This is a genomic window from Spongiibacter sp. C9W (genome assembly GCF_057370015.1).
The window spans coordinates 2,907,600-2,925,318 of sequence record NZ_CM170672.1; the positions used below are offsets into that span (position 1 = coordinate 2,907,600).

At 55.0% G+C, this 17,719-nt stretch carries 20 protein-coding genes; 14 read left to right on the plus strand and 6 right to left on the minus strand.

The features are described 5' to 3' along the window. Window positions 1–16 precede the first annotated feature (16 nt). The 5 genes from AC2Q8J_RS13835 (at window position 17) to hisC (ending at window position 4,635) form a co-directional block, all read left to right on the plus strand. Window positions 17–244: a BolA family protein gene (locus AC2Q8J_RS13835; RefSeq protein WP_027874562.1), complete on the plus strand. Its 228-nt coding sequence runs from the start codon at window positions 17–19 to the stop codon at window positions 242–244. A gap of 35 nt (window positions 245–279) precedes the next feature. After that, a complete protein-coding gene (gene murA, locus AC2Q8J_RS13840; protein WP_486451556.1) occupies window positions 280–1,545 on the plus strand; it encodes a UDP-N-acetylglucosamine 1-carboxyvinyltransferase in 1,266 nt (421 codons plus the stop codon). Window positions 1,546–1,608: 63 nt separating this feature from the next. Further along, the gene (hisG, locus tag AC2Q8J_RS13845) at window positions 1,609–2,256 is read left to right on the plus strand and encodes an ATP phosphoribosyltransferase (RefSeq protein WP_027874560.1); all 648 of its coding nucleotides are present in this window, start codon (window positions 1,609–1,611) and stop codon (window positions 2,254–2,256) included. 2 nt (window positions 2,257–2,258) lie between these two features. Continuing rightward, window positions 2,259–3,581, plus strand: a complete 1,323-nt coding sequence (gene hisD / locus AC2Q8J_RS13850) for a histidinol dehydrogenase (protein WP_486451557.1) — start codon at window positions 2,259–2,261, stop codon at window positions 3,579–3,581. Then, entirely contained in the window at window positions 3,574–4,635 is a 1,062-nt protein-coding gene (gene hisC, locus AC2Q8J_RS13855) for a histidinol-phosphate transaminase (protein WP_486451558.1), read from the plus strand. The genes hisD and hisC overlap by 8 nt, the downstream gene beginning before the upstream one ends. On the opposite strand, the gene AC2Q8J_RS13860 is transcribed toward hisC, so the two are convergent. After that, window positions 4,632–5,687 carry a trypsin-like peptidase domain-containing protein gene (locus tag AC2Q8J_RS13860; protein ID WP_286693855.1) on the minus strand — a complete coding sequence of 352 codons (1,056 nt, stop codon included), beginning with the start codon at window positions 5,685–5,687 and terminating at the stop codon, window positions 4,632–4,634. The genes hisC and AC2Q8J_RS13860 overlap by 4 nt on opposite strands. Before the next feature lie 121 nt (window positions 5,688–5,808). Between AC2Q8J_RS13860 and AC2Q8J_RS13865 the strand changes: the two genes are divergently transcribed. Beyond that, on the plus strand, window positions 5,809–6,582 hold the full coding sequence (locus tag AC2Q8J_RS13865) for a Nif3-like dinuclear metal center hexameric protein (protein WP_414711274.1): 774 nt from the start codon (window positions 5,809–5,811) through the stop codon (window positions 6,580–6,582). A gap of 6 nt (window positions 6,583–6,588) precedes the next feature. On the opposite strand, the gene AC2Q8J_RS13870 is transcribed toward AC2Q8J_RS13865, so the two are convergent. Then, window positions 6,589–7,065 carry a Z-ring associated ZapG family protein gene (locus tag AC2Q8J_RS13870; RefSeq protein WP_204997286.1) on the minus strand — a complete coding sequence of 159 codons (477 nt, stop codon included), beginning with the start codon at window positions 7,063–7,065 and terminating at the stop codon, window positions 6,589–6,591. A 146-nt stretch (window positions 7,066–7,211) separates the two neighbouring features. Here AC2Q8J_RS13870 and zapE point away from each other — a divergent pair, with 146 nt between their 5' ends. The 7 genes from zapE to AC2Q8J_RS13905 all read left to right on the plus strand — a co-directional run bounded on the left by zapE (window position 7,212) and on the right by AC2Q8J_RS13905 (window position 13,306). Beyond that, window positions 7,212–8,318 carry a cell division protein ZapE gene (zapE, locus tag AC2Q8J_RS13875; RefSeq protein WP_486451559.1) on the plus strand — a complete coding sequence of 369 codons (1,107 nt, stop codon included), beginning with the start codon at window positions 7,212–7,214 and terminating at the stop codon, window positions 8,316–8,318. 117 nt (window positions 8,319–8,435) lie between these two features. Continuing rightward, window positions 8,436–8,864: a 50S ribosomal protein L13 gene (gene rplM, locus AC2Q8J_RS13880; RefSeq protein WP_204997288.1), complete on the plus strand. Its 429-nt coding sequence runs from the start codon at window positions 8,436–8,438 to the stop codon at window positions 8,862–8,864. Window positions 8,865–8,876: 12 nt separating this feature from the next. Beyond that, window positions 8,877–9,269, plus strand: coding sequence for a 30S ribosomal protein S9 (gene rpsI / locus AC2Q8J_RS13885; RefSeq protein ID WP_204997289.1), 393 nt, complete (start codon window positions 8,877–8,879; stop codon window positions 9,267–9,269). Between the two features lie 231 nt (window positions 9,270–9,500). Next, window positions 9,501–10,097, plus strand: coding sequence for a ubiquinol-cytochrome c reductase iron-sulfur subunit (gene petA, locus AC2Q8J_RS13890; RefSeq protein WP_204997290.1), 597 nt, complete (start codon window positions 9,501–9,503; stop codon window positions 10,095–10,097). Continuing rightward, complete coding sequence (locus AC2Q8J_RS13895) at window positions 10,097–12,151, plus strand: ubiquinol-cytochrome c reductase (RefSeq protein ID WP_286693857.1); 2,055 nt, start codon at window positions 10,097–10,099, stop codon at window positions 12,149–12,151. The genes petA and AC2Q8J_RS13895 overlap by 1 nt, the downstream gene beginning before the upstream one ends. A 97-nt stretch (window positions 12,152–12,248) precedes the next feature. Further along, window positions 12,249–12,893, plus strand: a complete 645-nt coding sequence (gene sspA / locus AC2Q8J_RS13900) for a stringent starvation protein SspA (RefSeq protein WP_204997292.1) — start codon at window positions 12,249–12,251, stop codon at window positions 12,891–12,893. Window positions 12,894–12,898: 5 nt separating this feature from the next. Further along, entirely contained in the window at window positions 12,899–13,306 is a 408-nt protein-coding gene (locus AC2Q8J_RS13905; RefSeq protein WP_204997293.1) for a ClpXP protease specificity-enhancing factor, read from the plus strand. Window positions 13,307–13,341: 35 nt separating this feature from the next. Here the strand turns inward: AC2Q8J_RS13905 and AC2Q8J_RS13910 are convergent, their stop codons facing one another. Genes AC2Q8J_RS13910 through AC2Q8J_RS13925 form a run of 4 tightly spaced genes read right to left on the minus strand, consistent with a single transcriptional unit; the run spans window position 13,342 to window position 16,815 of the window. Then, window positions 13,342–13,914, minus strand: coding sequence for a BON domain-containing protein (locus tag AC2Q8J_RS13910; protein ID WP_486451560.1), 573 nt, complete (start codon window positions 13,912–13,914; stop codon window positions 13,342–13,344). A gap of 1 nt (window position 13,915) precedes the next feature. Continuing rightward, complete coding sequence (locus tag AC2Q8J_RS13915) at window positions 13,916–14,503, minus strand: SIS domain-containing protein (protein ID WP_204997294.1); 588 nt, start codon at window positions 14,501–14,503, stop codon at window positions 13,916–13,918. A 12-nt stretch (window positions 14,504–14,515) separates the two neighbouring features. Next, window positions 14,516–14,875, minus strand: coding sequence for a YraN family protein (locus AC2Q8J_RS13920; protein ID WP_486451561.1), 360 nt, complete (start codon window positions 14,873–14,875; stop codon window positions 14,516–14,518). Between the two features lie 2 nt (window positions 14,876–14,877). After that, on the minus strand, window positions 14,878–16,815 hold the full coding sequence (locus AC2Q8J_RS13925) for a penicillin-binding protein activator (RefSeq protein WP_204997296.1): 1,938 nt from the start codon (window positions 16,813–16,815) through the stop codon (window positions 14,878–14,880). 15 nt (window positions 16,816–16,830) lie between these two features. Here AC2Q8J_RS13925 and rsmI point away from each other — a divergent pair, with 15 nt between their 5' ends. After that, on the plus strand, window positions 16,831–17,676 hold the full coding sequence (gene rsmI / locus AC2Q8J_RS13930) for a 16S rRNA (cytidine(1402)-2'-O)-methyltransferase (protein WP_486451562.1): 846 nt from the start codon (window positions 16,831–16,833) through the stop codon (window positions 17,674–17,676). The last annotated feature ends 43 nt before the right edge of the window (window positions 17,677–17,719 follow it).

A 17,719-nucleotide genomic window follows, 5' to 3' on the forward strand; every position in this document is an offset into this window, starting at 1 on the left:
ACGGAATACCTTAGGCATGCAAGCAGAACAGATCCTGGCGCGACTCCGCGAACACTTCGCAGATGGTGTTTTTGAAGTGAGTGGGGAAGGTAATCATTACGATGTGCAAGTGATCAGCGATGCCTTTGCCGGTCTTCGCCCGGTGAAGCGTCAGCAGCTGGTATATGCCGCCGTGAACGACTGGATTAAAGACGGTTCTCTCCACGCTATTAATATTAAGGCGCTGACCCCTGCCGAAGCCTGATGGGCAAATAGGTAGTTGGCGGCGCAGGAGCTCTCATGGATAAATTGTTAATCCGCGGCGGTGGTCCGCTCAGCGGAGAGATACGCGTTTCAGGTTCAAAAAATGCGGCCCTGCCGATACTGGCGGCGACTCTGCTATCCAGTGAGCCGGTAAGAGTCAGTAACCTGCCCCATCTTCACGATATTACTACCATGATCGCCCTGCTGCGTAGCATGGGTACTGAGTTGTTGGTCGACGAGAAACTCTGCGTTGAAATCAACGGTGCCACAACGAAGCAGACCACCGCGCCCTACGAATTGGTGAAAACCATGCGGGCGTCGATCCTAGTGCTTGGTCCGCTTTTGGCCCATTTTGGGCGCGCCAGAGTGTCTTTCCCCGGCGGCTGTGCGATCGGCAGCCGTCCTGTTGACCAGCATTTGCGTGGCCTGGAGGCCATGGGCGCGCAGATCGACGTCGATGGAGGCTACATTACCGCAACCTGTCCCAACGGGCGGTTGAAGGGCGCCCATATTTTGTTTGATATGGTCACCGTCGGCGGCACCGAGAATGTTCTTATGGCGGCGTGCTTGGCCGAGGGGCGAACAGTTCTGGAAAATGCGGCGCGAGAGCCAGAGATTATTGACTTGGCGAATTGCTTGATCGCTATGGGAGCCAAGATTTCCGGCCATGGTAGTGCAACCATCACCATTGATGGTGTAGAAAAGTTGGGTGGCTGCAGTTATTCGGTGATGCCAGACCGCATAGAGGCGGGAACCTACTTAGTTGCCGCTGCAGCAACGCGCGGCAATATTAAACTGCGGGATATCGATCCCAACACGCTAGATGCTGTGTTGGTTAAGCTTGAAGAAGCCGGCGCTAAAATTGAGCATGGCGAAGACTGGATTAGCCTGGATATGGAAGGCCGACGTCCCAAGGCCGTGAGTTTCAAGACGGTGCCATACCCGGGATTCCCCACAGATATGCAAGCGCAGTTCACAGCGATGAATGCGGTGGCTGAGGGCGTTGCCAAAGTGAGTGAAACCATCTTTGAAAACCGCTTGATTCAAACCCACGAAATGAATCGTATGGGTGCGAACATTAGCGTCGATGGCAATACCGCGTTGATTACCGGAACTGAACGCCTGAAAGGTGCACCGGTAATGGCCAGCGACTTGCGCGCGTCGGCGAGTCTGGTGATTGCTGGTTTAGTGGCTGACGGTGAGACACTCGTGGACCGCATCTACCATATTGACCGCGGCTACGAGTGTATTGAAGAAAAGTTCTTGTCGCTCGGCGCCGACATTCGCCGGGTCAGCAGTTAAAAAATATTAGTCTGGCCATTGCCGCAAGTATTGGCGGTAAAGCCTAATTCGGGAGTTGTAAGCGTGGATCAGCCAATTACCATAGCGCTAACGAAGGGGCGTATTCTCAAAGAGACGCTGCCTCTTTTGGCGGAGGCGGGTATTGAACCGCTGGAGGATATTTCCAGTAGCAGAAAGTTGATCTTCGCGACAAATCATCCCCATATTCAATTGATCGTGATTCGAGGTACGGACGTACCCACATACGTAAAGCTGGGCTCGGCTGATATCGGCATTGCCGGTAAAGATATGCTGCTCGAGTTGGGGGCTGAGGACATGTATGAGCCTCTGGATCTGAATATCGCGCGGTGCAAGCTAATGACCGCTGGGCGGGTGGGCGAGCCTCTGCCTCAAGGGCGCGTGCGCGTTGCGACAAAGTTTGTAAACGTTGCGCGCCGCCACTTTGCCGAGCGCGGTATTCAAGTGGAATTGATCAAGCTTTACGGTGCCATGGAGCTGGCGCCGCTGATGGATCTTGCCGATCTAATCGTCGATATCGTTGATACCGGTAATACCTTGCGAGCGAACGGTATGGAGCCCCTGGAACTGATCTCCCCAGTGAGTTCGCGGTTAGTGGTGAACCGAGCGGCAATGAAGCGCAAGCACGCGGTCATTCAGGGCATTATCAACGATTTGGAAAAGGCAGTTAGCGCACGAGCCGCGGAGGCCTGAAAATGAGCAAGGCAGTGATCAACAGAATGAGCCGCAGCGCGCTGGACTTTGATGCCCGGCTCGATGCTTTGCTCGCCTGGGACTCTGTGTCGGATGCGGGCGTGGTGAGTACGGTCGCCGGTGTGCTGGGCGATATACGTGAGCACGGCGACTCGGCGCTGCTGGACTACACGCGCCGTTTCGATAACGTGGAAGCGTCGTCAGTTGCCGAGCTGGAGTTCAGCCAGCAACAGTTGCACGCGGCATTGCAGCGTATTGATGCGCAGCAGCGGCAGGCTCTGGAGCGGGCGGCGGAGCGAATTCGTTTGTACCATGAGCATCAGCGTCAGGAGTCGTGGCAATATCAAGAGGCTGATGGAACGGTGCTTGGCCAGCAAGTGCGGCCTATGGATCGCGTGGGTTTGTATGTGCCGGGTGGCAAGGCAACCTATCCTTCATCAGTGTTAATGAATGCAATTCCTGCCAAAGTGGCTGGGGTGGCTGAGTTGGTTGCCGTGTCCCCCACGCCGGGTGGTCAGGTGAATGATATGGTCTTGGCCGCTGCTGCCATTGCCGGGGTGGATCGGTTGTTTGCGATAGGTGGCGCGCAGGCGATTGCAGCACTTGCCTATGGTACCGAAACCATTCCCAAGGTGGATAAGATTGTCGGGCCTGGCAATATCTATGTCGCCACGGCAAAGCGGCAAGTTTTTGGTAGCGTGGGCTTGGACATGATCGCGGGCCCCTCCGAGATACTGGTCGTTTGTGATGGCAAAACCGATCCCGACTGGATCGCCATGGATTTGTTCTCGCAGGCCGAACACGACGAAGACGCGCAATCATTGTTGATATCGCCCAGCACGGAATATCTGGATCAAGTGGCGGCAAGCATCGACCGACTTTTACCGACAATGGAGCGCGAGGATATGATCCGGCGTTCGCTGAGTGAGCGCGGCGCGCTGATCGCTGTGGCGGATATGTCGGAAGCTATCGAGCTGGTGAACCGCATTGCGCCGGAGCACTTAGAGCTATCCGTTGACGAGCCCGAGCAATATTTGCCGCAGATCCGTCATGCAGGAGCGATCTTTCTCGGTAGGCACACCCCGGAAGCCTTGGGGGATTACTGTGCAGGACCTAATCACGTGCTGCCTACGTCAGGCACCGCGCGTTTTTCATCGCCGCTTGGCGTGTATGACTTCCAAAAACGCTCCTCGGTGATTAACTGCTCTCCCGCCGGTGCTGCTGTGCTCGCTGAAACCGCGTCGGTGTTGGCGCGTGGTGAATCGCTGACGGCACACGCGCGAAGTGCCGAGTATCGACTCCGGGATGGGGGTGGCGATGAGTAGGTTTTGGAGCCCTCGCGTCAAAGAGCTCGAGCCATACGTGCCGGGCGAGCAGCCCAAGTTGAGCAAGTTGACGAAGCTCAATACCAACGAGAATCCCTTCCCACCGTCGCCTAAGGCTATCGAGGCAATGCAAGCGGCACTGGGTGATGATTTGCGGTTGTACCCGGACCCCAATGCGGACAGCTTGCGGGCGGCGATTGCTAATTATTATGGCGTTGAAGCCAATCAGGTGTTCGTGGGGAATGGCTCCGACGAGGTGCTGGCTCATATTTTTAATGGTCTATTCCAACACGGCCGCCCGCTGCTCTTTCCCGATATCAGCTATAGCTTTTACCCCGTGTATTGCCAGCTGTATAACATTCCTTTTGAGCGCATCCCGTTAACGGACGATTTTGCGATAGATGTCAGTGACTACACCGGCATCAATGGTGGCATTATTTTCCCTAACCCCAATGCCCCCACTGGACGCTTGCTGCCCTTGGATGAAATTCGTCGTTTGCTGGCGGTGAACAACGAAACCGTTGTGGTTGTTGATGAGGCGTATATCGACTTTGGTGGCGAGTCGGCGGTCGGCTTGGTGAATGAGTATCCCAATTTGCTGGTAACGCAAACCTTCTCCAAGTCGCGCTCCTTGGCGGGCCTGCGAGTGGGTTTGGCGATTGGTTCAGCAGAGCTGATTGACGCTTTGGATAGGATAAAAAACAGCTTCAATTCCTACCCATTGGACCGTTTGGCATTAGCGGGGGCGGAAGCGGCGATTAACGATCGCGAGTACTTTGCGCAGTGCTGTGATGCGGTGATTGGCGAACGTGAGCGCTTGCGCGCTCAGCTTAGCCAGCGTGGGTTTGAGTCGCTGCCCTCTGCGGCGAATTTCTTGTTCACGCGCCACCGGACGCTGGCAGCCGCGGATATTGCCGCGGCCCTGCGAGAGGATGGAGTGATTGTGCGGCACTTCAAGCAGCCGCGTATCGATAATTATCTGCGTATTACTGTGGGCACTGCCGAGCAGCATGCTCAGTTGTTGGCGTCTTTCGACGCTCGCTTTCCCCGCTAGCCGCCCTGTTGCTCAGGGCGCATCGTAACTTTAGTGGTTACCGAGAATGGCTTGTTGCTGCGCAGCAGACCTAGTCGAACGGTTTCGCCAGGGCGGGTGTCGGTGATGAGTCTCATCCCGGCGTGGCCGTCGCCAACTTTCTCGCCGTTGATCTCCGTTAAAATATCACCCAGTTGAAGACCCGCGGTGGCCGCTGGACCATTCCTAGCCAGGCCAGTGATAACCACGCCATTGGTGCCTGTGCCCAGAGGCTGAACTTCAATCCCCAGCCAGCCGCGTACCGGCCGTCCGTAGCGGATGAGGTCGTTCATCGTGCGCAGCGCAAGGTCGGTGGGTATCGCAAGGCCAATACCTGTGGAGCCGCCACTCTGGGTATAGATCGCCGTGTTAATGCCCAGGAGCTTGCCGTCGCGGTCGATCAATGCACCGCCGGAGTTGCCGGGGTTGATCGCGGCGTCGGTTTGAATAAAGTTTTCGAACTGGCTCAAACCCAGTCCATAGCGTCCCGTTGCGCTGATGATCCCCTGGGTTACGGTTTGGCCAAAGCCGTAGGGGTTGCCGATGGCCAGCACAATATTGCCAACCCGCGCCTGCTCTGGCTGCCCGGCTTGGATCGCGGTTAGGTTTTCCAGGTCGATCTTGAGTACCGCCAGATCGGTGTCGGAATCACTGCCGATCACGCTGGCCAGCGCTTGGCGGCCGTCTTGCAGCATCACCAAAATTTCGTCGGCATCTTTAATAACGTGAAAGTTAGTGAGCAGATAGCCGCGCTTGTCGACGATAACCGCCGAGCCAAGGCTGCGCTCCAAGTGTTGCCGTGCCCTGCCACTGCGATTAAAGAAGTGCTTGAACAAGGGGTCGTTGGCGAGAGGGTGGCGCTGCTGTACCACTTTGGTGGTGTAGATGTTAACGACCGCAGGTGCTGCCTTCTCCACGGCTGCTGAGAAATCGCCCGGTGCTGCGCCGCCTGGCTGGTAAGAGAGGATGAAGAGCCCGAGCAGCAATCCGCAGATACTCGGCCAGAAAAGCGTTTTCAGAAAGTGCAGTTTCACCGCAGCGCCTCAATTTTCAGCAGCATAATCGTTAGCCGGGAGCAGGCTGTGGTTCTGGCGTCCGGCGGGGCGTGATAGCCTATCACGAATGTGAACGATTCCGAATTAACAAGGGGGAAATGTGGCGACGAGTTTGCAGGAGACGAGTTTGCAAGAGTTGGTGGCGGAGGCGAACGCTATCATGGAACCTGAGGCATTTACGGACTACTGCCCGAACGGCCTGCAAGTAGAAGGGCGGGCTGAGGTGCGGCGTATCGTTAGTGGCGTGACGGCCAGTCAGGCGATGATTGATGCTGCTGTGGACGCAGGCGCTGATGTCCTGCTGGTTCACCACGGTTTTTTTTGGCGCGGAGAGGACCCCTGCGTCAAAGGTATGAAGCGCCGGCGCCTCCAGCGTCTGTTAGAGAGCGGCGTTAGCCTTGTTGCCTACCACCTGCCTTTGGATGCCCACCCGGTGCTGGGTAATAACGCTCAGTTGGCAAAAGAGCTGGGGTTTGTGGTGGAGTCGGGGTTGGATGGTTCGGCCAGGCCGGTCGGCAATGTGGGGCGTTTGAGTGAGCCGATGGCCGCGCGCGACTTTGCTGCCAAAGTGGCCAGCGTTTTGGGGAGAGAGCCACTGCTGGAGGAGGTGGGGGAGCACCCCATTCACCGAATTGCCTGGTGTACCGGCGCGGCGCAATCGTATATCGATCGTGCGGCAGAGTTGGGGGTAGATGCCTACCTGAGTGGCGAGGTATCGGAGCCGACCATTCACAGCGCAAGGGAGCAGGGGCTGCACTACATTGCGGCGGGCCACCACGCCACCGAGCGCTACGGCGTGCGCGCGCTTGGCGCCAAGCTAGCGGAGACGCTGGGAATCGAGCATCAGTTTATCGATGTTGATAACCCAGCGTAAGCGGGGTTAGGCGTGGGGCGCCACCGGCGGTTTAGGTTCCTGTTCGGATTCTGAGTCCTTGTCCAGGCCAAACTCTTCATGGAGGGCGCCCTTGCTGCCCGGTTGGCGCGGCGCATAGTCCAGTGGCTGCTGAGAAGGTTTGCCGGCAGCGGGGTTGCCCTCGAGTACGGGGCGGCCCTCGGGAAGGGTTTGCAGGGGACTGATGCCCGTGCTGTGCAGGTCGCGTGCGCCACTGGCGATGTGGTTGTGAACATTGCGGTAGCTTTCAGCAAGGTCGTTGAGTAGCTCTGCGGTGCGGTCAAAGTGGCCGCTGACTTCTTGCTGGTAGTCCTGTTGCTGCTTTTGCATGTCATTAAACTGCTTTTCCAAGGCAGCGCGACTCTGCTGTTCTGGCCTGATGCGGCTGAGCATAAAGTAGCCTGCGGCACTGCCTATCAGCAGGCAGATAATGGCTACGGCGATCAGGGTGCTCAATTCGTACACGGTGTTTCCTCCTTGCTCACGACATGTTGCCGTGTTTCGCCACAGTATAACTGGCTCGGATGATTGGGGCAGCCAGCTGAAGCGAAAAATTGCCAATTGGCATTGCGCTGGGTAAAGTTGCCGCCGTCAAAACTAGGGAGAGCAGTATGTCTTCACCTCTACAGCGCTATCAGAGAGATATTGAGTCGGGCGGGTTTTCCCATGACCAAGCTCAGGCGCATGCTGTTGCGTGTTTGCAGCGTTTGTACGAGGAGCTGATTGCTGCACCGCCGAAAACTCAGGGGCGCGGTTTGGCAGGAGTATTTGCCAGGTTTCGCAAAGCGCCGCCGGTTGCCTCTATTAAAGGGCTCTATTTTTGGGGTGGAGTGGGGCGCGGCAAAACGTATTTAATGGACACGTTTTACGACACGCTGCCGTTTGACGATAAGCTGCGTGCGCACTTTCATCGATTTATGCAGCGCGTTCATCGCGAGCTAAAGGACCTTGCCGGGGAGAAAAACCCCCTGGTTATGGTGGCAGACCGCATAGCGGATGAGGCGAGGGTCATCTGCTTTGACGAGTTTTTTGTCTCCGATATCACCGATGCCATGATTCTCGCAGGCTTGTTCGAACGCTTGTTTGAGCGCGGCGTGGTGCTGGTTGCCACCTCAAATATTGTTCCCGACCAATTGTACAAAGATGGCTTGCAACGGGCGCGCTTTCTGCCGGCTATCGCCTTGATTCAAGAAAATGTTGAGGTTGTGAATGTTGATGGTGGGGTGGACTACCGTCTGCGTGCCCTCGAACAGGCAGAGTTGTACCACAGCCCCCTGGACGACCAGGCGGAGGCCAGCTTGCAGCGCAGCTTCACCAGTTTGGCGCCGGAGGCACCCGAGGCGAATGTTGCGCTGGATATAGAGGGGCGAAATATTGTCGCCAAGCAAGTGGCTGACGACGTGGCGTGGTTTGAATTCGATGAGCTGTGTGATGGCCCCAGAAGTCAGTACGACTATATCGAACTGGCGAGAATCTTCCATGCCGTGGTGATTGGCAATGTGCCAATATTGGGCGCCGGAAGAGATGACCAGGCGCGACGTTTTATAAATTTGGTCGATGAGTTTTACGACCGCAATGTAAAACTGGTATTGTCTGCAGCCGCACCGTTGGCGTCGCTGTATGCTGGCGGACGATTAGATTTTGAATTTGAGCGTACCCAGAGCCGTTTGCTCGAAATGCAGTCCAAGGAATATCTGGCGCGAGAGCACCGCCCATAGTGGCGGCTTGCTCTCGCGGTGTTTGTTTAAGAAAGCTGTGTTTTTAGCTTGAAAATCATTTGGCGCTTATGTAGTATTCGCGCTCTTTGTTCGGTACGGTCCCCATAGGCGAGATTCATGAAAACCTTTAGTGCAAAACCCAACGATGTCACTCGCGACTGGTTCGTGGTTGACGCCGCCGACAAAACATTGGGTCGTCTGGCCAGTGAGATTGCGCATCGCTTGCGCGGTAAGCATAAGCCTGAGTACACGCCTCATGTCGATACCGGCGACTACATTGTTGTTGTCAACGCGGAGAAAGTTCGCGTAACTGGCAAGAAAACGACAGACAAGATTTACCATCATCACACTGGCTACCCCGGTGGTTTGAAGTCAATCAGCTTCGAAAAGCTGATCGATAAAGCCCCCGAGCGAGTTATTCAGGGTGCGGTTAAAGGCATGCTGCCTAAAAACCCCCTGGGTCGAGCTATGTTCAAGAAACTGAAAGTTTATGCTGGCGCTGAGCATCCTCACACTGCCCAACAGCCCATCGAACTGAATATTTAACGGAAGCGTACTATGTCAGCCACTCAATATTACGGCACTGGTCGCCGTAAAACTTCTTCAGCTCGCGTCTTTCTGAAGGCGGGAAGCGGTAAAATTTCGATCAATGATCGTGAGCTAGATCAATACTTTGGTCGTGAAGTTGCTCGTATGATCGTTCGTCAGCCTCTGGAGCTGGTCGATATGGTTGAGAAGTTTGATATCAAAGTAAACGTCAGCGGTGGCGGCAGCTTTGGTCAGGCCGGTGCGATTCGTCACGGTATTACACGTGCGCTGATGCAGTATGACGAAGCCTTGCGTGGTGACCTGCGTAAAGCCGGTTACGTGACTCGTGATGCTCGTGAAGTTGAGCGTAAGAAGGTTGGTCTGCGTAAAGCGCGTAGAAAGCCACAGTTCTCCAAGCGTTAACCACTGCGGCCGAATGGCCGGAAGGCGCTTTGGCGGCTATCGGAAAACGCCCAACAGAAAAACTGTGGGCGTTTTTTTTTGCCCGTTTGAGAGGCGGGATAATGCTGGCGAGCAGGGAATTGATTGTCAGTCCGGGCCAAGTTCATTAGTATTTGGCCCACTTGAAATTAGCTGTCGCTCCCTTATTGGGGCGGTTTAGTCTGATTATTCGTATGTTATGGGGGAAACGTCATGAGTAATGACGGCGTAAACACGGGGCGTCGGCGCTTTCTGACCGCAGCTACCTCGGTGGTCGGTGCCGCAGGCGTAGTTGGGGTGGCAACGCCATTCGTGGGCTCTTGGAATCCCAGTGCCAAAGCTAAAGCGGCAGGTGCACCGGTAAAGGCAGATATCAGTAAATTAGAGCCGGGCCAAATGGTCGTAGTAGAGTGGCGCGGTAAGCCAGTTTATGTACTGCGCCGCACAGAAAAGCAGATCGAAGAGCTTTCTACTATCGAAACACATTTGAAAGACCCCGCATCTGAAGGCGCGCAGCAGCCGGAGTACATTGAAGGCATTGCTCGCTCTATTCGTTCTGAGTATCTCGTTTTGATCGGCTTGTGCACCCACTTGGGTTGTGCACCTAAGCACCGTCCAGAAGTCGGTGTTCCCGACTTGGGTGGCGATGCCTGGGTAGGCGGCTTCTTCTGCCCTTGCCACGGCTCACGCTTCGATCTGTCTGGTCGCGTCTACGCGGGCTCACCTGCGTCGCGTAACTTGGATATTCCGCCATATTCATACGAAGGTGACAATGTACTCGTCATCGGTGTCGATCAGGGGGCTGCGTAATGAAGATGTTAATTGGTCTGCGCGACTGGGTTGATGCCCGCCTACCAATTATGCGTGCATGGGATACCCATATGGGTAAGTACTATGCACCTAAGAACTTTAATTTCTGGTATTTCTTCGGTGTGTTGTCGTTGCTGGTGTTGGTGAACCAGCTGCTGACCGGTGTATGGCTGACAATGAGCTTCACGCCGAGTGCTGAGGAGGCGTTCCGCTCCGTTGAATACATCATGCGTGATGTCGAGTACGGTTGGATTATACGCTATATGCACTCAACCGGAGCATCGGCGTTTTTCGTTGTTGTTTACTTGCACATGTTCCGTGCCCTGCTTTACGGCTCGTATAAGAAGCCCCGTGAGCTGATTTGGGTATTCGGTATGTTCATCTTCCTGGCGCTGATGGCAGAGGCCTTCGTTGGTTATGTATTGCCATGGGGTCAAATGTCATACTGGGGTGCGCAGGTAATTATCTCGCTGTTCGGCGCCATTCCGGTTGTCGGTGAAGATATTGTGCAGTGGATCCGCGGTGACTACCTGATTTCTGGTATTACCTTGAACCGCTTCTTTGCGCTGCACGTTGTTGCGCTGCCGATCATTCTTCTGGCCTTGGTTGTTCTGCACATCCTTGCGCTCCACGAAGTGGGCTCCAATAACCCTGACGGCGTTGAAATCAAGAAGAACAAGGACGAGAACGGCATCCCCCTGGATGGCGTGGCGTTCCACCCGTACTACACTGTGCACGATTTGACAGCGGTGGCGGTGTTCTTGTTTGTCTTCTGTAGCATCATCTTCTTCATGCCTGAAATGGGCGGTTATTTCATCGAGTTTGCGAACTTTGAAATCGCCAATGGTTTGAAGACGCCTGAGCACATTGCTCCAGTTTGGTACTTCACGCCGTTTTACTCGGTGCTGCGTGCCGTTCCCGATAAGCTGTGGGGCTTCGTTGCATTCGGCGCGTCTGTAGCGATTCTGTTCCTGTTGCCTTGGCTTGATCGCAGCCCAGTGAAGTCCATTCGCTATAAAGGGCGTATCAGTAAGATTGCTATCGTACTGTTTGCGGCAGCCTTCCTGATCCTGGGTGTGCTGGGTGTTAAGGCGCCGACCGAAGGCCGTACTTTGCTGGCTCGAATTTGCTCAGTGATTTACTTTGCCTTCTTCCTGTTAATGCCTTTCTGGACCAAGTGGGAAGCGACTAAAGCTGAGCCGACCCGGGTGACCGATGGCGGCATGGGCTTCTGGAAGAGCATGGGCGTTCTGCTGGTCGTTGCGCTGTTGACCATCGTTCCGCTGAAGGCGGTCGGTGCGGAGTCAGCGCATAACTGCGGCACTATGGATTGCGATGAAATTCAGACGGACGTTACCAACCTGCCGTCCTTGCAGCGTGGCGCCCAAACCTACATGAACTATTGTATGGGGTGTCACTCTTTGCAGTACGGGCGTTATCAGCGTACTGCCAACGACCTGAATATCCCCGAAGACTTGTTTGAGCAGTACCTTAAGTTCGATCAGTCGGCCAAAATCGGTGCATTGATGACCAATGCCATGGACGAGGCCGAAGCAAAGAAATGGTTTGGCGCTGCGCCACCGGATCTGACGCTGGTTGCGCGTGCGCGTAACCCCGACTGGCTTTACACCTACCTGCGCACTTTTCACGCTGACCCTTCACGTCCGTACGGCGTAAATAACCGCGTGTTTAAAGATGTTGGTATGCCTCACGTTCTCGCTGAGCTGCAGGGTATGCCTGAGTGTGCGCCGGGCCCGGTGCAGGCGGCCAATGGTGGTATACTGCGCGACCCGTTAACGGGTGAAGATGTGCTTTTCGATGAAAACGGCAATGCCCTGAACCCATGTGGCAGTTTCACCTACGCTACTGAAGGGTCGTTGACTCCGGAAGAGTATGATGCCGTTATCTACGACCTGGTGAACTTCCTTGAGTACATGGGAGAACCTGTACAGGCGAAGCGTAAGCGCATCGGCGTCTATGTGCTGGCGTTTATTGCGCTGTTCTTCGTTTTTGCTTACCTGCTTAACCGCGAGTACTGGAAAGACGTGCACTGATGTAAACCTGCGAACAGCTAGGTTTTATAGACGGGCGGCTTCATTTTGAGGTCTGCCCGTTTCTTGTCATATAGATTGATAGTTTGAGGTGAGTTCAATGGGCGTTGTTGCCAAGCGTTCTACAATGACATTTTTTTCTGATGCAGCCAGCCACTATAGCCATCGTGTGCGGATTGTATTGGCAGAAAAGGGTGTAACCGTCGATATTGTTGACGTTGATCCAAGCAACCTTCCCGAGGAAGTCGCTGAGCTCAACCCCTATGGTAGTTTGCCGACCCTGGTGGATCGCGATTTGGCTTTGTATGAGTCAAAAGTGATGATGGAATACCTCGATGAGCGTTTTCCTCATCCGCCATTGCTGCCGGTATATCCAGTAGCGCGTGGTGAGAGCCGTCAGTACATCTATCGCATCGAGCGCGACTGGTGTCGTCTGGTCGATGAAATTCAGAACGGCAGCCAAAAAGCACAGGATAAAGCACGCAAAGAGCTGCGTGACAGCCTGCTGACGATCGCACCGATTTTCGCGGAAAAGCCATTCTTTATGAATGAAGAGTTCACATTGGTGGACTGTTGTTTAGCTCCGATTCTATGGCGATTGGAGCTGCTGGGCGTGGAAATTCCTCAGACTCGTCAGTCCAAGCCACTGCTGGAATACATGGTTCGCCTGTTTGAGCGCCCCTCATTCCAAGAGAGCTTGACCCAGAAAGAGCGGGAAATGCGCGGCGAAAACAGCGCGGCCTAATCACTATGGCAATGAACTCCAGCCGCCCTTACATGATCCGAGCGATCTATGAATGGGTCGTCGATAATGACTGCACTCCCTACATTCTGGTGAATGCCATGATGGAGGGGGTGGAGGTACCCCAGCAGTTTGTGCAAGACGGTCAAATTGTTCTTAATATCTCTCCGTCTGCTGTTGTTGGTCTTGATGTCGGCAACGACGAGTTGGGTTTTCGGGGGCGGTTTGGCGGTGTTGCGCAAGATATCCGTGTGCCCGTTGCGGCTGTGCTCGGAATTTACGCCAGAGAAAATGGCCAGGGCATGCTGTTTGATGCCGACGAACCGCCGACAACACCGCCGGATGGGGCGGGCTCCGACACGACGTCGAGTGCTAAGCCGCAGCCTGGGCGGCCAAGCCTGAAAGTAGTCAAGTAACAGTAGTAGCTCGAATCCTCGGGCTACTTACCTCCCTAGTAGTATTCAAATACCCTTACCACTTTTTGCACGCCTTTTGTTTCGCTGGTCACGCGCGCCGCGATATCTGATTCACTCTTTGATACTAAACCCATCAAATAGACGACACCCTTTTCTGTAACGACCTTGATGCGCGATGCATCCAGCTGTTCGTTAAGGGATAGGCGGCTTTTGACCTTTGTACTCAGCCAGCTGTCATTGCTGCGTGTGAGCATGCTGCTGGCTTCGCCAATGCTGAGTTCGTTGTGCACCTTTCGCACTTTTTTGAGCTTGTCAGCAACGGCGGCGGCTTGCTGTTTTAGCTCGGCGTTAGCCACTTGTCCTGTGAGCAACACAATGCCGTTGTGACTGGTGACGTTAATGTGTGCGTCCTCGAGCTCCGGGCGGGTTTTGCGGATATTGACGGTGGCTTTGGTTTCAATAAGTTGGTCGTCAATATAGCTGCCAAGGCTGCGACTACCGGGGTCTTCCTGTATCGGTGCGTCGTTAGTAGCAGTGAGTATCTGCGTGCAGGAAGCAAGACTCAGGGACAAGGCTAGCGCCTGCAAGGTGCGAAGGTAAGTATTCATATCAATAACTTCCAAATAGTTGGCTGTCGATGAGCTCGCATATTGCGTGAACAGCAACAAGCTGCATTTCTGTTAGGCGGGCGGCATTGTCCACGGGAAAGACCAGCTCAATATCATCGGCTTGCAGCAGCGCGCTAGCGTCACCGGCATCTGGGCCCGAGAGGCCGATTACGCGCATTTCGCGTTCGTGTGCAGCCTGAATGCAGCGCAGCGTATTCGCACTGCCGCCCTGATAGCAGATGAAGAGGCAGTCACCGCGATGACCTAATGCCCGGATCTGATTGGCAAATATATCGTTGTAACCTGACTGGGATGCGATTGCCGTGGCAGTCGCTGAATCCGTCGTTAGCGCCATCGCCGGAAGCGCTGGGCGCTCATGCTGAAAATGGTTGAGCAGGTTGGTAACAAGATGTTGGGCGATTAAGCCCTGAGTGCCCTCGCCACAACAGATCACTTTGTTCTCGCTGAGCATGGACTCGACGATACCGTCACTGGCTTTCGCAATACCTTCACCAAGTGCTTCCATGGTGTACATGCAGCTCTCTATGTGGCGGTGAAACAGGTCTACCACGTGTTCTGATTGATCCACAGTGCGGAATCCTTATAGCTGAAAGGCGTTAGGTAGCCAGTGTAGTTGGAATTCGCCTTGTTGCTCCGATGCTTCAATGACATCGAAACGGCAGGGAAGTTCGCACTGGCTGTGGGTTGCTAGGTAGAGTGAGGCCGTTTGGATAATGCGCTGTTGCTTGTGTCGGTTGACCGATTCCGCACCTCCGCCGAAGCGACGGTTATTGCGCAAGCGGACCTCCACAAACACCAGTGTTTCTCCGTCCTTAGCAATAATGTCGATCTCTCCAAAGCGGCTACGAAAATTTTGCTGGACGATGATAAGGCCTTGTTTGCGCAGAAAGTCGCAGGCTGAACGCTCGGCGTTATCGCCTTTTTGCTTGCGGTTAAACAAGTTTATTCCTGGCTTGATGCATCGATGACCGCGACACCCCCGCGAATTTCCGCCAGTGTGAGTTCGCGCTCTATTTGGCCCAAGGCATTCAGGGTGAGTGTGCCTGTTTCGCCGAACACTTGCCCACTGCCTGTGCGTAATTGATTAATACGCATATGCAAACGGAAGCTGTCTACGCCCAGGGCATACATCCGCTGAAAGGCATCGCTGCGAGCAAAGTGCGCATTAATGGCTTGGCGTATGGCGGAGTCACTGTTGAATACCCAGGGGATATCGACAAAGTGAATACCGTTGATGTCCTGGTCCCGGGAGCGGTCAGTATTGCCGCGGTAGATATGTGATGTCGCGTAGACGGGTAGGTCGCCCGCATAGTGGTAGGCCAGAAGCGGCTTCACGGCGCGGCCTTCGTTCGGGCGAGCCACCAAGAAAATCATGTCAGCATCGCTGCGGCGATAGGGTTCGAAGTAAGGCGTCATGCCAATAATTTGTTGCAGTCGACGTCGACGCTGTTCACTTTGATCGATATGAAGCAGTTGTTTTATGCGCTTGGAATAGTCGTTGGATTTAGCGTTAAAGTTGGTGCTATCGCTAATATAGCCGCCGGCTTGTTGCCAGCGCTGGGCGAAGGCCTGTGCCACCTTGCTGCCCCAGTTGCCCTCTGGGGTGATGATCATCGCTCGTTGTAGGCCTTTATTGCGCGCAATATCCGCAATCTGCTCCGCTTCATCTTGCGGGTTAAGGCCGAATTGATAGAGGCCGCTGGGGAATTGATCCCCTTCAATACGGTTGAGCGCCAGGGTGGGGATCGGCATCATTTTGGGGTGCTGACTAATCAGCTCGTCGAGTTTTTCCTTGCGCAGAGGGCCGATAGCCAATTCGCAGCCGTCGCTAATGGCTTGATCGAGCAGCCGATTGATGTCGCCGCTCCCGCTATCGTAGAGAATAATTTCCGGGGTCCTGGCCTGGTTTTCCTGCGCCTGCATGTAGGCGGCGATAAAGCCGTCGCGTATGGCCTTGCCATAACTGGCAAAGCGCCCGGTGAATGGCAGGATGAGCGCGAGTTTCGTGGGCTGGTCAACAATTAGGCTGTCGAGTTGATCCAGGCCGCCGGGTAGTGGGTGGCGACCGGGGTGGTTGGGCCAGCGTGCCAGCCACGTATCGCGCTGGCGAATCTGCGCTTCAATATCGCCCTGATTGTCTTTGGCAACCGAGGCAAGCTCGAGCCAGCCAAGATAGTCGCGGTTGCTGGCGCTGTCGAGTTTGTCGAGCAGTACGGACGTTGGAATCTGCATCAGCGATTGCCAAATAGCATCGCGGTTCTGCTCCTGCTGACTGCGGGTGAGCAGCGGATCGATAAATATCCATTCCCGTACGGCGGCAAGGTGGTCGCCCTCAATGGCAAACAGCGACGCCCTAAGCTGGCTGAATTGCAGTTGGCGCCGAAGGGGGGCTTCCAGCATTGCCTGCTCAATTAATGGATCTGACAGCTGGATCAGCGCCTCGCTAAATTCCGCGTGCGCGCGGTGAATTCGCGCTCTGACAAGGGCCAGGCGAAGTGCTTGATTCGGGGTTAATTCCGGTGCGACCAAATCTCGTACGGTGTCGTCCGCGCGCCCCATCTCTCCGTCTCTAAGAAGCACTTCGGCCGCGCGCAGTTGAAGCTCCTGTGCGGCTTCTGGGTCCAGACTCATGGCTTGTTGCAGCCACAATTCAACATCTTCGGATTTCGCCGTGGCAGGGTTAAACTCGAGTGCTTGCCGGTTTATCGGGGTGCTGGGGCGCTGGCGAATCTCATCGTAGCTTGTCAGGGGTTCCTGCTGCGTAGCGGTTGGCGAACTCGGTGCGCTGGAACAGGCCGCGAGTGCTGCGCCAATGATCGCGAGCGCGAAAAATCTTGTCTTCATCATTATGCCGTTGTTAGTCTTCGCCAGCTGGTTCATTAGAGGATAGTCCTTTTGGAGTCGACTCCCACGCTTTTCGTCGTTGCCACACCTCTCGGGAATCTCGCCGATATGGTACCCCGAGGGCTGGAAGTCCTACAATCGGTAGATCGGATTGCGGCGGAGGATACGCGCCGCAGCGCCCCTTTATTGGCGCATTTCGGTATTACTACCCCTATGATCGCCTACCATGACCACAGCGGCAGCAAGGATACTGAGCGCTTGCTCGATATTCTGCGCAGCGGCGGTAGTATCGCGCTCATTTCTGATGCCGGTACGCCGCTGATCTCAGACCCCGGTTATCGCCTTGTCGATGCAGTGTTGGCGGAGGGGTTTCGGGTATCGCCCATTCCCGGAGCAAGCGCTCTGATAGCGGCTCTGTCGGTCGCAGGTTTGCCGTCAGACCGTTTTACATTTGAAGGGTTTATGCCCGCCAAAGAGCAGGCCCGCTGCAAGCAGCTGGACGCCCTCAAAGCAGAGCCTCGCACCATGATTTTTTATGAGGCTCCCCATCGGTTGCTGGATTGTGTGCGGGATATAGCGCGGTGCTTTGGCGGTGATCGTGTGGTGGTGTTGGCGAGGGAGCTCACTAAATTATATGAGACGGTGGCAAGGCTTCCCGCTGATGAATTGGCTGCGTGGGTGGCTGGCGATCGCAATCAGCAGCGGGGTGAGTGTGTGCTGTTGGTGGCTGGGTATCAGGCGAAGGAGGGCGACCTTAGTCCGGAGGTAGTGCGCTGCTTCGATATACTTCGCAGCGAACTGCCGATGAAGCAGGCCGCTTCGATAGCGGCGAAGCTTACCGGTGTTAAGAAAAACCGTCTTTATCAATACGGGTTAGAGCAACCCCTAAAAAAATAGCCGCTCGGGCTTGTGTCTTTTTAAAGTACTGGTTATTCTTACA

Bases quoted from the DNA above. Each gene is read 5' to 3' on its own strand.
- AC2Q8J_RS13835 (WP_027874562.1), top strand. From the start codon at position 17: ATGCAAGCAGAACAGATCCTGGCGCGACTCCGCGAACACTTCGCAGAT.
- murA (WP_486451556.1), top strand. From the start codon at position 280: ATGGATAAATTGTTAATCCGCGGCGGTGGTCCGCTCAGCGGAGAGATA.
- hisD (WP_486451557.1), top strand. From the start codon at position 2,259: ATGAGCAAGGCAGTGATCAACAGAATGAGCCGCAGCGCGCTGGACTTT.
- hisC (WP_486451558.1), top strand. From the start codon at position 3,574: ATGAGTAGGTTTTGGAGCCCTCGCGTCAAAGAGCTCGAGCCATACGTG.
- zapE (WP_486451559.1), top strand. From the start codon at position 7,212: ATGTCTTCACCTCTACAGCGCTATCAGAGAGATATTGAGTCGGGCGGG.
- rplM (WP_204997288.1), top strand. From the start codon at position 8,436: ATGAAAACCTTTAGTGCAAAACCCAACGATGTCACTCGCGACTGGTTC.
- rpsI (WP_204997289.1), top strand. From the start codon at position 8,877: ATGTCAGCCACTCAATATTACGGCACTGGTCGCCGTAAAACTTCTTCA.
- petA (WP_204997290.1), top strand. From the start codon at position 9,501: ATGAGTAATGACGGCGTAAACACGGGGCGTCGGCGCTTTCTGACCGCA.
- AC2Q8J_RS13895 (WP_286693857.1), top strand. From the start codon at position 10,097: ATGAAGATGTTAATTGGTCTGCGCGACTGGGTTGATGCCCGCCTACCA.
- sspA (WP_204997292.1), top strand. From the start codon at position 12,249: ATGGGCGTTGTTGCCAAGCGTTCTACAATGACATTTTTTTCTGATGCA.
- AC2Q8J_RS13905 (WP_204997293.1), top strand. From the start codon at position 12,899: ATGGCAATGAACTCCAGCCGCCCTTACATGATCCGAGCGATCTATGAA.
- AC2Q8J_RS13910 (WP_486451560.1), bottom strand. From the start codon at position 13,914: ATGAATACTTACCTTCGCACCTTGCAGGCGCTAGCCTTGTCCCTGAGT.
- AC2Q8J_RS13925 (WP_204997296.1), bottom strand. From the start codon at position 16,815: ATGAACCAGCTGGCGAAGACTAACAACGGCATAATGATGAAGACAAGA.